At 68.8% G+C, this 13,345-nt stretch carries 11 protein-coding genes; 1 reads left to right on the top strand and 10 read right to left on the bottom strand.

Annotated elements, in window-relative coordinates:
- Positions 1 to 53: 53 nt before the first annotated feature.
- Genes OTERR_RS02120 through glyQ form a run of 5 tightly spaced genes read right to left on the bottom strand, consistent with a single transcriptional unit; the run spans position 54 to position 5,276 of the window.
- Positions 54 to 881, bottom strand: coding sequence for a M48 family metallopeptidase (locus OTERR_RS02120; RefSeq protein ID WP_082397193.1), 828 nt, complete (start codon positions 879 to 881; stop codon positions 54 to 56).
- 36 nt (positions 882 to 917) lie between these two features.
- Entirely contained in the window at positions 918 to 1,667 is a 750-nt protein-coding gene (locus OTERR_RS02125; RefSeq protein ID WP_149424712.1) for a lysophospholipid acyltransferase family protein, read from the bottom strand.
- An 11-nt stretch (positions 1,668 to 1,678) separates the two neighbouring features.
- A complete protein-coding gene (gene gmhB / locus OTERR_RS02130; protein ID WP_054621950.1) occupies positions 1,679 to 2,233 on the bottom strand; it encodes a D-glycero-beta-D-manno-heptose 1,7-bisphosphate 7-phosphatase in 555 nt (184 codons plus the stop codon).
- Positions 2,230 to 4,356 (bottom strand): glycine--tRNA ligase subunit beta, encoded by a 2,127-nt coding sequence (gene glyS / locus OTERR_RS02135; RefSeq protein WP_149424713.1) that lies wholly within the window; start codon positions 4,354 to 4,356, stop codon positions 2,230 to 2,232. Before glyS ends, gmhB begins: the two co-directional genes overlap by 4 nt.
- A gap of 2 nt (positions 4,357 to 4,358) precedes the next feature.
- A complete protein-coding gene (glyQ, locus tag OTERR_RS02140; protein WP_054621952.1) occupies positions 4,359 to 5,276 on the bottom strand; it encodes a glycine--tRNA ligase subunit alpha in 918 nt (305 codons plus the stop codon).
- A 165-nt stretch (positions 5,277 to 5,441) separates the two neighbouring features.
- On the opposite strand from glyQ, the gene ypfJ reads away from it, so the two are divergent.
- Positions 5,442 to 6,317, top strand: a complete 876-nt coding sequence (ypfJ, locus tag OTERR_RS02145; RefSeq protein ID WP_149424714.1) for a KPN_02809 family neutral zinc metallopeptidase — start codon at positions 5,442 to 5,444, stop codon at positions 6,315 to 6,317.
- Between the two features lie 19 nt (positions 6,318 to 6,336).
- Here the strand turns inward: ypfJ and OTERR_RS02150 are convergent, their stop codons facing one another.
- The 5 genes from OTERR_RS02150 to OTERR_RS02170 form a co-directional block, all read right to left on the bottom strand.
- On the bottom strand, positions 6,337 to 7,578 hold the full coding sequence (locus tag OTERR_RS02150) for an MFS transporter (RefSeq protein ID WP_149424715.1): 1,242 nt from the start codon (positions 7,576 to 7,578) through the stop codon (positions 6,337 to 6,339).
- Positions 7,579 to 7,946: 368 nt separating this feature from the next.
- Complete coding sequence (locus OTERR_RS02155; protein ID WP_149424716.1) at positions 7,947 to 9,041, bottom strand: sulfurtransferase; 1,095 nt, start codon at positions 9,039 to 9,041, stop codon at positions 7,947 to 7,949.
- 182 nt (positions 9,042 to 9,223) lie between these two features.
- Positions 9,224 to 10,636, bottom strand: a complete 1,413-nt coding sequence (locus OTERR_RS02160) for an NAD(P)/FAD-dependent oxidoreductase (protein ID WP_149424717.1) — start codon at positions 10,634 to 10,636, stop codon at positions 9,224 to 9,226.
- A gap of 250 nt (positions 10,637 to 10,886) precedes the next feature.
- Positions 10,887 to 12,413 (bottom strand): apolipoprotein N-acyltransferase, encoded by a 1,527-nt coding sequence (lnt, locus tag OTERR_RS02165; protein WP_149424718.1) that lies wholly within the window; start codon positions 12,411 to 12,413, stop codon positions 10,887 to 10,889.
- Positions 12,394 to 13,278, bottom strand: coding sequence for a CorC family transporter (locus OTERR_RS02170; RefSeq protein ID WP_054620162.1), 885 nt, complete (start codon positions 13,276 to 13,278; stop codon positions 12,394 to 12,396). Before OTERR_RS02170 ends, lnt begins: the two co-directional genes overlap by 20 nt.
- Positions 13,279 to 13,345 lie beyond the last annotated feature (67 nt).

A 13,345-nucleotide genomic window follows, 5' to 3' on the forward strand; every position in this document is an offset into this window, starting at 1 on the left:
ATGGGGCCGCAATGCGGCGGAAGGTGGCGGCAAGGTGGAAGCGCCGTCACCGCTTACCAGGTGGGTAAGGTGGCGGAAAGGCGGCGCAGTTCCTCGCGGGCGTGCCGCCAGTCCGGATAGAGGGTTTCGACCACGGCCCAGAAGCGGGGGCTATGGTTCATTTCCCGGGTGTGGGCCAGTTCGTGGGCGACCACGTAGTCGATGATCGCCAGGGGCATGAAGATCAAGCGCCAGTTGAGGCGGATCGCGTATGCCCCGGCCTCGGTGGCGGCTGCAGCCGGGTTGCGGCTGCAGCTGCCCCAGCGGGTGCGCGCCGAGGACAGGGCCAGGGACGGCGGTGCGATGCCTAGCCGGGGGAGGAAATGGGCCAGCCGTTCGGCAAAGACCTCCCGGGCCCGGGCCTGGAGCGCCCGGGTGAGAAGGGTTTCCGGATCGCGCCCGGGCACGGCGAATAAGGTCAGCTGGGGATGGGCGCAGTCGGCGTGCCACACTGCCCGGGCGCGCCGCGTACCGGTGGCCAGGCGTAGGGTCAGGTTGCCGCCGAGCAAGGGCAGGATGGCGCCGTCGGCTACGCGCAGGGGCTCGGGACGGCGGCGGTTGCGCCATTCGTCGAGCTTGGTGAGTACCCACTCGCTGTGATGGCGAAGCGTGGCTTCGATATCGGCAATCGAGGAGCGGGGCGGTGCACCGACGGTCAGGCCGCGATGGTCGATGGTCAGACCGATGGTGCGCCGCCGGCCGCGGCGCAACTGGTAGGGCACGATACGGTCGGCCAGGGCGATGGTGCGGCTATCGGCACCGGGTCGCGGCAGGCTCTCGCCGGGGAGGGAGAGCGCCAGTTGGGGCGAGCGGGACGGCGGGGAACGGCGGGCGTGGGTCAATGCGCGGCTATGGAAAAACGGGCGGGCGAACGCGGCTCAGGCGTCGTTGGCGGCAACCGGGGTGCGGGGGTAGCGGTGGGGAGCGATGCGGGCCATTTCAGCCTCGATCCAGGCTTCCACTCGCCGGTTGACCTCTTCCACCGTCAGGCCGGTGGCGTCGATGGCCGGGCCGAAGCTGATGGTGATGGTGCCGGCCTTCTTGACGAAGGCATTGCGCGGCCACAGTTCGCCGGCGTTGTGGGCCACCGGCACCACCTTGGCGGCGGCCTGCACCGCCAGGTGGGCGCCACCGCCCTTGTAGCGGCGTTTCTGGCCGGGAGGCACCCGGGTGCCTTCGGGGAAGATGATCACGCTGATGCCGTTGCGCAGCCGGTCGGTGCCCTGCTCGGCCACCTGGGCCAGGGCGTCCAGGCCGGCCTTGCGGTCGATGGCGATCATGCCAATGGCGCTGAAGGCCCAACCCAGGATGGGCAGCTTGAGCAGTTCCTTCTTGAGCACGAAGACCATACGCGGAAACCACTGCTGCAGGGCCACCGTCTCCCAGGCCGACTGGTGCTTGGACAACACCACCACGGCCTCGTCGGGGATGTTGTCGGCGCCCCACACCTCGGTGCGGATGCCGAGCACGCCGCGCACCAGCCCCTTCATGAAGCAGAAGCGCCAGGCGTCGATCAGCACGTAGGCCGTCTTGGGCGAGAAGGGAGCGGTGAGAACCACCAGGAGGCCGAAGACGGCGGTGAGCGGGATGGTCAGCAGGAGGAACAGGGTCGAGCGGAGTTGGGCCATGGCAGGTCTCGTCAGCGGGCGGTACGGGGCGGGGCGGCGAGCAGGTGATCCACTGCGGCGGCCAGATCGGGGAAGACCTGGGTGCCTTCGGGCAGTCCGCCGTCGGCCTGGGTCTTCTCCCCCTTGCCGGTGAGCACCAGGTAGGGGGCGCAGCCCTGGGACGTGCCGGCCACCAGGTCGCGCAGGGAGTCGCCGACGGTGGGCACGCCTTCCAGGTCCACGTTGTACACCCCGGCAATGCGCTGGAACATGCCGGGCTTGGGTTTGCGGCAGGCGCAGTCGGAGTCGGCGGCGTGGGGGCAGTAGAAGATGGCGTCGATGCGGCCGCCGGCGGCGGTCACGGTCTTGTGCATCTTGTCGTGGATGGCGTTGAGGGTGTCCATGTCGAACAACCCGCGCCCCACCCCCGACTGGTTGGTCGCCACCACCACCCGGTAGCCCGCCTGGTTCAACTTGGCGATGGCTTCCGGGCTGCCCGGGATGGGCTTCCACTCGGCCGGGCTCTTGATGAACTGGGCCGAGTCGAAGTTGATGACGCCGTCGCGGTCGAGAATGATCAGCTTCATGCCGAGAGCTTGGAGATGTCCGCCACCTGGTTCATGGCCAGGTGCAGGGTGGCCAGCAGGCCGAGGCGGTTGGCGCGCAGGGTCGGGTCTTCGGCATTGACCATGACGTCGGTGAAGAAGGTGTCCACCGGTGCCTTCAGTGCCGCCAGGGATTGCAGCGAAGCGGCGTAGTCGCCCTGGGCGAAGGCTGCGTCGGCGGCCGGTTTCACTTCGGCCAGCGCCTGGGCCAGGGCTACTTCGGCGGCCTCCTTGAGCAGGGCGGCGTCGATCGTGGCAGCGACATCACCTTCCACCTTCTTGAGGATGTTGCCGACGCGCTTGTTGGCGGCGGCCAGGGCGGCGGATTCCGGCAAGGCGGCGAACGAACGCACGGCGGCCAGGCGCTTGGGAATGTCACCCAGGCGCTGGGGCCGTTGGGAGACCACCGCGTCCACTTCCTGGGCGGTGAAGCCCTGGTCGCGCAGGCTGCCGGCGAGGCGCTCGTAGATGAAGTCGGCCAGGGCCCCGGTGTTGGCCTTGAAGCCATCGACGGCGGCGAAGGTGGCGGCGGCAGACGCCAGCAATTGATCCAGGGGCAGGCCCAGGTCGCCCTCGGCCAGCATGCGGATCACGCCCAGGGCGTGGCGACGCAGGGCGAAGGGGTCCTTGTCGCCGGTGGGAATCTGGCCGATGCCGAACAGGCCCACCAGGGTTTCCAGCTTGTCGGCCAGGGCCACGGTGGTGCCCACCGGATTGCGCGGCAACTCGTCGCCGGCGAAGCGGGGCTTGTAGTGGTCCTCGATGGCGTCGGCGATGTCGGTAGAGAGGCCGTCATGCAGCGCGTAGTAGCGGCCCATGATGCCCTGCAGTTCGGGGAACTCGCCCACCATGTCGGTGAGCAGGTCGGCCTTGGCCAGCAGGGCGGCCTGTTCGGCCTGCAACGCCAGGGTTTCGCCCCCGAGTTGCTGGCCGAGTTTTTCACCAATCGCCTTGGCGATGGCGCAGACCCGCTGCACCCGCTCGCCCTGGGTGCCCAGCTTGTTGTGATAGACCACCTTGGCCAGGCCGAGGACGCGGGATTCCAGGGTCTTCTTGCGATCCTGGTCGAAGAAGAACTTGGCGTCGGCCAGACGGGGGCGCACCACCCGCTCGTTGCCGCCGATGACGGCGGACGGATCGGCCGGGGCGATGTTGCTCACCACCAGGAACTGGTTGGTCAGCTTGCCGCTGGCGTCCAGCAGGGGGAAGTACTTCTGGTTGGCCTTCATGGTGAGGATCAGGCATTCCTGGGGCACGGCCAGGAATTCGGCTTCGAACTTGCCGATCAGCACGTTGGGGCGCTCCACCAGTGCGGTGACCTCGTCCAGCAGGGCTTCGTCCTGAATGGGGGTGAGGTTGGGGCCGGCCTTGGCGGCGGCGGCTTCGAGCTGACGCACGATCTCGGCGCGGCGCTCGGCAAAGCTGGCGATGACGGCGCCGTCCCGCTTCAGGGTGTCGGCATAGCTGTCGGCATCGGCGAAGGTCACCACGTCCTTGGCCGCTTCAAAACGGTGGCCCAGGGTGGTATTGCCGGAGGTCAGGCCGAGGATGGACAGGGGCACCACGTCGCTGCCGTGCAGGGCCACCAGGCGGTGGGCGGGACGCACGAAATTGACGCTGGTCCAGCCGTCCTGCAGCTGGTAGGTCATCACCTTGGGGATGGGCAGGGCGGCGAGGGCCGCTTCCAGGGCCTTCTGCAGGCCGGCCGCCAGGGTGGCACCCTTGGCCAGGCTGTCGTAGAACAGCACTTCGGCCTTGCCGTCGTTGACGCGGCGCAGGCTGGGCACCACGGAAGCATCGGCCCCCAGGGCGGCGAGCTTCTTCACCAGGGCCGGAGTGGCGTTGCCGGCCGCATCCAGGCCGACAGCCACGGGCATCAGTTTTTGCTCCACGGGCTTGTCGGCCGCCGCACTCACCACGCCGGTGATGTGGGCCGCCAGGCGGCGGGGAGAGGCGAAGGGGGTGACCACGGCGGCGGCATCGGCCAGGCCGGAGGCCTTGAGGGACTGGGCCAGAGTTTGGGCGAACACGTCGCCCAGCTTCTTCAGGGCCTTGGGCGGCAGTTCCTCGACGAACAGTTCAACGAGCAGATTCTTTGCGGTCATGGTCAGGCGACTTTCTTCTCAATCTGGGCGAGGACTTCGGCCGCCCATTCCTTGGGCGCCATGGGGAAGCCGAGGCGGGCGCGGCTGTCCAGGTAGGCCTGGGCCACGGCGCGGGCCAGGTTGCGGATGCGGCCGATGTAGGCGGCCCGCTCGGTGACGGAAATGGCGCCTCGGGCATCGAGCAGATTGAAGGTGTGAGCGGCTTTGAGCACCTGCTCGTAGGCGGGCAGGGCGAGCTGGGCGGCCATCAGGTGCTGGGCCTGCTTCTCATGGGCACCGAAGGCGGTGAACAGGAAGTCGGCGTCGCTGTGCTCGAAGTTGTAGGTGGATTGCTCCACCTCGTTCTGGTGGTACACGTCGCCGTAGGTGAGGCCCTCGGTCCACTTCAGGTCGTAGACGTTTTCCACGCCCTGCAGGTACATGGAGAGGCGCTCCAGGCCGTAGGTGATCTCGCCGGTGATGGGTTTGCAGTCGATGCCGCCGACCTGTTGGAAGTAGGTGAACTGGGTCACTTCCATGCCGTTCAGCCACACCTCCCAGCCCAGGCCCCAGGCGCCCAGGGTGGGGTTTTCCCAGTCGTCCTCGACGAAGCGGATGTCGTTCTTCTTCAGGTCGAAGCCGAGGGCTTCCAGGGAGCCCAGGTACAACTCCAGGATGTTGTCCGGAGCGGGCTTCAACACCACCTGGAACTGGTAGTAGTGCTGCAGGCGGTTGGGGTTCTCGCCGTAGCGGCCGTCCTTGGGACGACGGGACGGCTGGACGTAGGCGGCCTTCCAGGGCTCGGGGCCGATGGCCCGCAGGAAGGTGGCGGTGTGGCTGGTGCCGGCGCCCACTTCCATGTCGTAGGGTTGCAGGAGGGCGCAGCCCTGTTTGTTCCAGTAGTCCTGCAGGCGCAGGATCACTTCCTGAAAGGTCAGCATGACAGCAATCCGTAAGAGGCGTGAAGAACGCGTGGGAAAACCTTGAATTCTACCGTTTTTCGCCCGCTTTCGCCGACGCCGGCCATGCCGCGCAACGGTGCGGCGGGCTTAGCGGTCCCGTCGCGGCTGTGCCAGAATTTCTCTATCGCTTAAGGAGCAGTTGCCATGCGTCTCGACGACGATACGGAAAGCCAGAACGTGGAAGACCGCCGCAGCGGCGGCATGGGCGGATTGCCCATCGGCCGGGGCGGCCTGGGCGTGGGGACGGTGGTACTGGCCCTGGTGGCCTGGTATTTCGGCATCGATCCGTCGGTGGTGATCAACGGCGCGCGCATGCTTGAGCAGCAGGCGCCGGTGTCGGCGCCGGCAGGCAAGCCCCTGGCCAGCGACGCCCGGGAGGATGCCACCGCCCATTTCGTCGCCAAGGTGCTCAACGACACCGAGAAGACCTGGCACCAGGTTTTCCAGGAAGCCGGACGAACCTACGAGGAGCCCAAGCTGGTGCTGTTCCGCGGCGCCACCCAGACCGCCTGCGGCGCGGGCCAGGCGGCCATGGGGCCGTTCTACTGCCCCCTGGACCGCAAGGTGTACATCGACCTGGCCTTCTACGATGAACTGCGCCAGCATTTCCACGCCCCGGGCGACTTCGCCGAGGCCTATGTGATCGCCCACGAGATCGGCCACCACGTACAGAACCTGCTGGGCATCTCCGAGCGGGTGCATCAGGCCCAGCAACGGGCCTCCAAGACCCAGGCCAACGCCCTGTCGGTGCGCCTCGAATTGCAGGCCGACTGCCTGGCCGGAGTGTGGGCGAGCCGGGCCGATGCGGCGCGCAAGATTCTCGAAACCGGCGACGTGGACGAAGCCCTGCGGGCCGCCACCGCCATCGGCGACGACACCCTGCAAAAGCAGAGCCAGGGCGTGGTGGTGCCGGAATCCTTCACCCACGGCACCTCGGCCCAGCGGGTGCGCTGGTTCCGGCAGGGGCTGGAGAGCGGCAGCGTCGCCCAGTGCGACACCTTCCAGGCGGCGCGGCTGTAGCCCTGGCCTGGACGGCCCGTCAGGCGCCGTTGGGCGCCGGAGCGACGATACGCCGGGCAGCGACGAGCAGGCCCAGGGAGAGCAGGGCGAAGGTCAGGCAGAACAGCAGCACGGCCGGCGCCAGACCGAAATGATCGGCGAGGAAGCCCACCCCCAGCACCGGCAGGATGGTGCCCAGATAGCCCACCGAAAAGAACGACGACAGGATGCCCGCCCGGGTGTGGGGCGTGGTGGCGGCGCTGGCAGTGGCCAGCGCCGCCATGAAGGCCATGCCGTGCCCCGCCCCGGTCACCAGAATGGTGACGATGAACAGTGCGCTGGATTGGGTTTCCAGTGCGGCGGCCAGCAACCCCACTCCCACGCTCAGCCCGGCCAGCCCCTGCACCAGGTTGCGCTGCACCGGGCGGTGGCGCAGGGTGAATTGGATGCCCGCCGAACAGAGCAGGAAGAGGGCCAGGGCGCTGCCGCTGATGGCCGGGCCGTGAAGATGCAGCAGGGCCTTGAGGAAGGACGGCGCCAGGGAACCGAACAGGCTGAAGATGGCGAAGACGCTGAAGGTGGTCAGGGCCGCCACCCAGAACCCGGGCCGGGCCGGCGGGGCCGGCAGGACGAAGCGCGGGCGCAGCGACAGGGGCGGCGGCGAGGCCCGGCGGGTGGCGCGGAAGCCGCACAGGGCCGCCAACACCACCGTCACCAGCAGCATCACCACCACGTAGGATGTCAGCAGGGGCGCCGGGGCAAACTGGGCCATCAGCCCGGCGGCCAGGGGCCCTAGGCCGAAGCCGATGATGCTGGTGATCGATCCGGCCAGGGAGGCGTGGCGCTTGGCCGCCGGCGGCGCAACTTCCACCAGGCCGGCGGTGGCCGAGGCGATGATCAGGCCCGAGGCGATGCCGATCACCGCCCGGCCGGCGAACAGTTCGGCCAGCCCTGCCGCCACATTGGCCGGCCCCGCCATGCCGGCGGCGGCCGACAGCCCCATGCCCGCCAGGATCAGCACCAGGGCGGCGCGCAGCACCGGCAGCGGGCCGAAGCGGTCGGACAGGCGGCCGAGGAAGACGAAGGTGCCCAGCACCGCCACCATGTAGGCGACGAAGATCAGGGTGATGGTGCTGGCCGTCAGGTGCCAGCGCTCCTGGTAGAGCGGATAGAGGGGGCTGGCCAGGGCGGTGCCCATGGTGCCGGCGCACAGGGCTAGGGCGACCCAGCAGAAGAGGGGCCAGCCCGGCGGTGCGGGAGCCAGATCGGGATCAGAGGGCATGGTGGGAAAGCAACTGCGGCCCGGACTGTGCCGGGCCCTTCATGGCGATTGGGGGCGGAACAACAAGGTGGCGTGCAATGGACGCCATGGCGGGGGCGAAGGTTCCAGGGAGGTGCGAACGGGGCGCCCAAGGCCGGAAGCAATCGCCAGGGAACGATTTTACGCCGCGCCCGTGTGTTCGGGAGTGCTGGCCGGGATGGACCTGGGGAGGCGCCGGCCAGGCCATCGTGGCCCAGGCCGGCCGCGGGGCGGCGGCGCTGCCCCTGGGCGTGTTCACGCACAACCCGGCCGATCGGGGAAAATGCTGCGGGCCGCGTCGCAACGCGGCCCGCAGGCAGATCGGCGGTGTCGGTAGGGGGCTAGGGGGCTTACTTTTTCGCCAGCTGTTTTTCCAGCTCGTCCACCCGGCGCTTCAGGGCGTTGATCTGGCCATTGAGCTGGCCGGTCAGGGCGCCGACATTGAGGAAGGTCTCGTTTTCCACCGGCGCCGACAGCTTGGCCGCCCAGCCCAGCCAGGACGAGTCGTACACCTTCACATCCTTGAAGCCCAGGGTTTCCAGCACCGCGGCGGTTTCCGAGGCGCGCACGCCGGACTGGCAATAGACGATGGTTTCCTTGTTGCGGTCCAGGTCCTTGTACAGGGCTTCCAGGGCGGAGCGATCCTTGAGGGCCAGGCCGGCAGTGCTGCTCACTTCCTTGCGGGCCAGCTTCTGCGGCGCCTCCGGGTCCTGCCAGTTCTGCTCCACCGGGATGCTGATGGCGCCGGGGATGTGGCCACCGCGGATGGCGCGGATGTCGTCGCCGGAAAATTCCTTCTTGGTGCGCACGTCGAGTACCTGCACGCCGGGGGCGTTGAAGCGTTTCACCACCTCGTCGGTGGAGGCCGCCAGGGCCGGGGTCGGGGTCAGCTTGAGGGCGATCTTGGCGCGCTGCTGCGGCTCGGTGGTGACCGGCTTGCCCGCCTCCTGCCAGCCTTCGAAACCGTCGTGGAAGACGCTCACGTTGCGGCCGCCGAAGTAGCGCACCGCGTAGCCGCCAAAGTAGGCGTAGGCGTTGCCGCGGCCACCGTAGACGACGATCTCCTGGCGCGGATCGAGGCCCGCCTCGCCGAACAGCTTTTCGATGGCGGCGGTGGGCAGGAAATCCTCTTTCTGCTCGTCGCGCAGCACCTTGCCGGCGTCGCCGAAGTTGATCGCGCCGGGCAGGTGGCCGCGCTTGTAGTCGTCGGCGGAACGCACGTCCCAGACGATGGCGCCGCGGGCGATGGCCGCTTCCACCTGGGCGATGGTCGCGATACCGGTGGCGCTGGCGCTGGCCGGGGCCGGGGCGGCGGCGTGCACCGGGGCGGCGTGCAGGGCCAGTCCGGTCAGGCAGAAGAGGCCGACGGCCAGGGTGCGCAGGGTCTTGGCCGGGGCAACGTCGAGGTGGCGGGTGAGGTGGAGGGCGTACGTCAGAGCGAGCATGGTCGGGCTTTCGGGGCGGGTGACGGGTGGCTGCGATGGGCCCACTGTAGTCCGCGCGTTATGTTCGCAAAAGTCGATTTTCTTCTTCGCTTATGGCTAAAAAGCATGAAGGCGCCCGCCGTTACCGGCGGGCGCCTTCATCGCCAGCAGCCGGCGCCGGGCGCCGGTCTGCCGCGGGTGGGTCAGGAGAACAGGTCGGCGTACATGCCGGTGGCCCAGCCGAAGTCTTCCTTGACCAGCCGGTGGCTGCGTACGTTGTCGTCCACCTGGGTCTGCTGGATGATCCCCTGCTCGTTCACCTTGTAGTCGAAGGTGACCAGCAGGTCTTCCTGGGGGCCGCCGTTCAGGCCGCCGTTGACCATCATGTAGCAGAGGTTGTCGGGCAGGGCGTATTTGGGCGTCTTGCCGGCGGCGCGCTGGGCGATGTAGCCGGCGACGATGCGGCCGAGGCGGTGGGCGACGTGGGCGCTCTTCGGGTAGAAGCCGAAGTGGGGCGAGACGAAGCCGACCGAATCGCCCACCACGTAGGTGTCCGGATCGTCCTTCAGGTTGAGCATGAACTGGTCCACGTTGGCCCAGCCGGTGGGCTTGCCCTCGGCGTTCTTGCCGATGCCGCCGGCCTTCCACACCATGTCGCCGGCCTGGTGCGGGGTCATCAGGATGGCGTGGTCCCACTTGAAGTCGCCGGCCTCGGTGACGATGCGCTTGTTGTACGGGTCCACCGACTGGACCCGGGCGTTGGGCACGTAGGTGACCATGCCCGGATACAGCTCTTCCCAGGCCTCCTTGAAGCCGGGGCCCAGGGGGCGGGGGGAGTCCTTGGGGTCGAGGATGGTGATGTGGCCCTTGACCTTCTTCACCGTGAACATCCAGGCCAGCAGCGTCGCCCGTTCGTAGGGCGAGGGCGGACAGCGGTGGGGCGGCGGGGGCAGGGTCATCACCAGGTCGCCGCCCTTGAATTCCTGAATGCCCTTCTTCAACCGGAACATCTCGTTGTTGGGGATATAGGCCGAGGGGAAATGGGTGCGGGTGTAGTTCGCCGCCGCCACGTCGTCGCCGAACCACGCCTCGAAGTTGTAGCGGATGCCGGCGGCCAGCACCAGGAAGTCGTATTCCAGATAGCCCTGGGCGGTATAGACCCGCTTACGGTCGCGCTCGAAGCCGGTGACTTCGGCCTGGATGAAGCGGTAGCCGTACTTGTCGGCCACCTGCAGGTAGTCGTGCTGGAGGAACTGGGTGTCCACGATGTCCACCAGCCACTTGTTGCTCATCGGGCCGGAGAAGAAGCTCGGATTCTTCTCGAGCAGGATCACCTCCAGGCTGGGGTCGGCCTGGCGCAGGTGCTTGGCGGCGGACAGACCGCCCCAGCCGCCGCCGCAGATCACCACCCGCTTGGCCTTGCCCTTGGGCAGGATCGGCTGCACCGAGGTGGTGATCAGGATCGGCAGTTGCTGGGGAAAGACCGGCTGGGCCGCTGCCGGCGTGGCGCCTTGTGCCAGGGCCGGCGTGGCGGCCAGGGTGGCGGAGGCGGCGGTGGTGGCGCCGGCGGCAGCCAGGAAGCGGCGCCGCGACAGGTGCGGTGTGGAATCGGACATCGGAGTTCTCCCATGGGTATCGTTGCTCGCCCGAGCGGGGATGGCGTCCGGGCGTAGGAATGCCGCCGGGGTGGCCGGCGGCGATGCAAGGGCCGCACACAGGCGGCGGGGGGAGTTTACCCGATGCGGGCGGCGGCCTCTGGGGGACGGTGAGCGCCGTGGCGATGTCGGGACGCTATGCGGCTGCCCGGAGCTGGCCCGGAATTGGCCCGGAGGGCGGCCGCGGGCCGGAGCGGGAAAGGGGCGGGCGTCAGCCCGCCGGAGGGGGCGCCGGGCGGCGGCCGAGAAGGGCCAGGGCGAGGGTGGCCACGGCCAGCAGCAGGGCTGGCAGGTTGCCGAAACGCACGTAGGGCGTGGTGCCGGTGGTGCCGGTGACGGTGGCCACCAGGCCGTCCCGGGTGAACGGGGCGAGCACGTCGGCGACGCGGCCGTCCGGAGTGACGTGGGCGGTCATGCCGGTGTTGGTGGCGCGCAGCATCGGGCGGCCCGTTTCCACGGCGCGCATGCGCGAGATCTGCAAATGCTGGGGCTGGGCCAGGGAATGGCCGAACCAGGCGGTGTTCGACAGGTTCACCAGCACCGTGGCGTCTTGCGCCCCCCGGGCGATCTGGTCGGGGAACAGATCCTCATAGCAGATGTTCACCGCCACCTTCTGCCCGGCCAGGAGCAGGGGGCGTTGGGGATCGGGGCCGGCGTAGAAGTCGCCCATGGGGATCTTCATCAGCTTCAAGAACCAGTCGAAGCCGGGCGGGATGTACTCGCCGAAGGGCACCAGATGGGCCTTGTTGTACCGCTGCTCGGCCTGGCCGTCGGGCCCCAGGGTGAGGGCGCTGTTGGCGTAGCCGCCGGGCTCCCGGGTCGGTGCGCCGACCAGCAGCTCTCCCGGGGCGGCGGCCTGGCGCAGGGTGGCCAGGTAGTCGCCGGGCAGGTGCTCGAAGAGCAGGGGCAGGGCGGTTTCCGGCAGCACGGTGAGGTCGGCGGGGTGTTCCCGGGTCAGGGCCAGATAGGTGACCAGGGAATCGCGCAGGCGCTCCGGTTCCCATTTCAGGGACTGGGGGATGTTGCCTTGCAGGAGGGCCACCCGGATCGGTGCTCCGCTGGGCTGGGTCCAGGAAATGCCCGCCAGGAGCCAACCTCCAAGGAGGGTGCTCGCCAAGGCGCATGAATGCTTGATCGCCAGAGGGTGTGCCCGGAGAACGAGGCTGGACGCGGCGTTCCACAGGAGTGCCCCGCACAGGGCGGCGATGCCCGAGACGCCATAGACGCCGAACAGGGGGGCGAAACCGGCCAGGGGCGAGGGCGGCGTCTGGCTGTAGCCCAGGGCCAGCCAGGGGAAGCCGGTGAGCAGCCAGCCGCGCAGCCATTCGCTCAGGGCGATCAGGGCGGCGAAGACCAGGGCGGCGGCGAAGGGCGCCAGGGGGCGGCGCACGGCGCGACTCAGGACGGCGCAGGCCAGGGCCGGAAACAGGGCCAGGTAGGCGGACAGGGCCAGAGCGGCCAGGGCTGCGATGGGGGCGGGCATGCCGCCCACGTCGTGCATTGACACATAGACCCAGGAGACGCCGCCCAGGTACAGGCCGAGGCCGAAGCACAGGCCGATCAGGGCGGCGCGTCCGGGGCTGGCGGCCAGGCGGACGAGGGCGAACAGGCCGCCCCAGGCGACGAAGGCCAGGGGCCAGCACTCGAACGGGGCGAAGGCCAATACGCCGAGGGCGCCGAGCAACAGGGCGGCGCCCAGGGATTTGCCGCGGCCGAAGTTAGCGGCCGTGGGGGACATCGGGTTGGTCGGTGTCGGCCGTGTCGGCGGAGGCCGGCTGGCGCGGGGCATCCACCAGCAGGGTGTACAGGCGGCGGCTGTCGGCGCGCAGCACCTGGAAGGTGACCGGGCCGATGCGCACGATCTCGTTGCGCTTGGGCACCCGGCCCAGGTGATGCAGCACCAGGCCGCCGATGGTGTCGGACTGCTCGTCGGCCAGGGTGGTGCCGAAGGCTTCGTTGAAGTCCTCCAGCTCGGTCTGGGCCTTGACCCGGTAGCGGCCGGCGGCGTCGAGGCGGATGTGGTCCTCGGTTTCGTCGAAGTCGTACTCGTCCTCGATGTCGCCGACGATCTGCTCCAGTACGTCCTCGATGGTTACCAGGCCGGACACGCCGCCGTACTCGTCCACCACGATAGCCATGTGGTTGCGGCTGACGCGGAACTCGCGCAGCAGCACGTTGAGGCGCTTCGATTCGGGGATGAACACGGCCGGGCGCAGCCAGTCGCGCAGGTTGAAGTTTTCTTCGCTGATGGAGCGCAGCAGATCCTTGGCGAGCAGGATGCCGAGGACGTCGTCCTTGTTCTCTCCGATCACCGGGAAACGGGAGTGGGCGGTGTCGATGACGAAGCGGATCAGGTCCGGCAGCTGGGCGTCGGCCTCCACCACGTCCATCTGGGCGCGGGGAACCATGATGTCGCGCACCGCGGTCTCGGAAGCGGCCAGGGCCCCTTCGATGATGGTCAGGGCGTCGGCGTCGAGCAGGCTTTTTTCGTAGGAGGCGTGGAGCAGGTCGAGCAACTGCTCCCGGTCTTCCGGCTCGCGCAGGAGCAGGGAAGAGAGACGTTCGAGGAAGGAAGGCTTGGGACTACTTGTGGAACTGTCCATTTCGGCGTGGGCAGGATGCAGGAGTCAGGAAGGCCGGCTGGCGCCCTGGGTCGGACGCCCGCCGGCG

The organism is Oryzomicrobium terrae (assembly GCF_008274805.1).
GTDB classification, from domain to species: domain Bacteria; phylum Pseudomonadota; class Gammaproteobacteria; order Burkholderiales; family Rhodocyclaceae; genus Oryzomicrobium; species Oryzomicrobium terrae.

Coding starts and splice junctions, on each gene's coding strand:
- OTERR_RS02170 (WP_054620162.1), bottom strand. CDS start 13,278: ATGGACAGTTCCACAAGTAGTCCCAAGCCTTCCTTCCTCGAACGTCTC.
- ypfJ (WP_149424714.1), top strand. CDS start 5,442: ATGCGTCTCGACGACGATACGGAAAGCCAGAACGTGGAAGACCGCCGC.
- glyS (WP_149424713.1), bottom strand. CDS start 4,356: ATGACCGCAAAGAATCTGCTCGTTGAACTGTTCGTCGAGGAACTGCCG.
- lnt (WP_149424718.1), bottom strand. CDS start 12,413: ATGTCCCCCACGGCCGCTAACTTCGGCCGCGGCAAATCCCTGGGCGCC.
- OTERR_RS02160 (WP_149424717.1), bottom strand. CDS start 10,636: ATGTCCGATTCCACACCGCACCTGTCGCGGCGCCGCTTCCTGGCTGCC.
- OTERR_RS02155 (WP_149424716.1), bottom strand. CDS start 9,041: ATGCTCGCTCTGACGTACGCCCTCCACCTCACCCGCCACCTCGACGTT.
- gmhB (WP_054621950.1), bottom strand. CDS start 2,233: ATGAAGCTGATCATTCTCGACCGCGACGGCGTCATCAACTTCGACTCG.
- OTERR_RS02125 (WP_149424712.1), bottom strand. CDS start 1,667: ATGGCCCAACTCCGCTCGACCCTGTTCCTCCTGCTGACCATCCCGCTC.
- glyQ (WP_054621952.1), bottom strand. CDS start 5,276: ATGCTGACCTTTCAGGAAGTGATCCTGCGCCTGCAGGACTACTGGAAC.
- OTERR_RS02150 (WP_149424715.1), bottom strand. CDS start 7,578: ATGCCCTCTGATCCCGATCTGGCTCCCGCACCGCCGGGCTGGCCCCTC.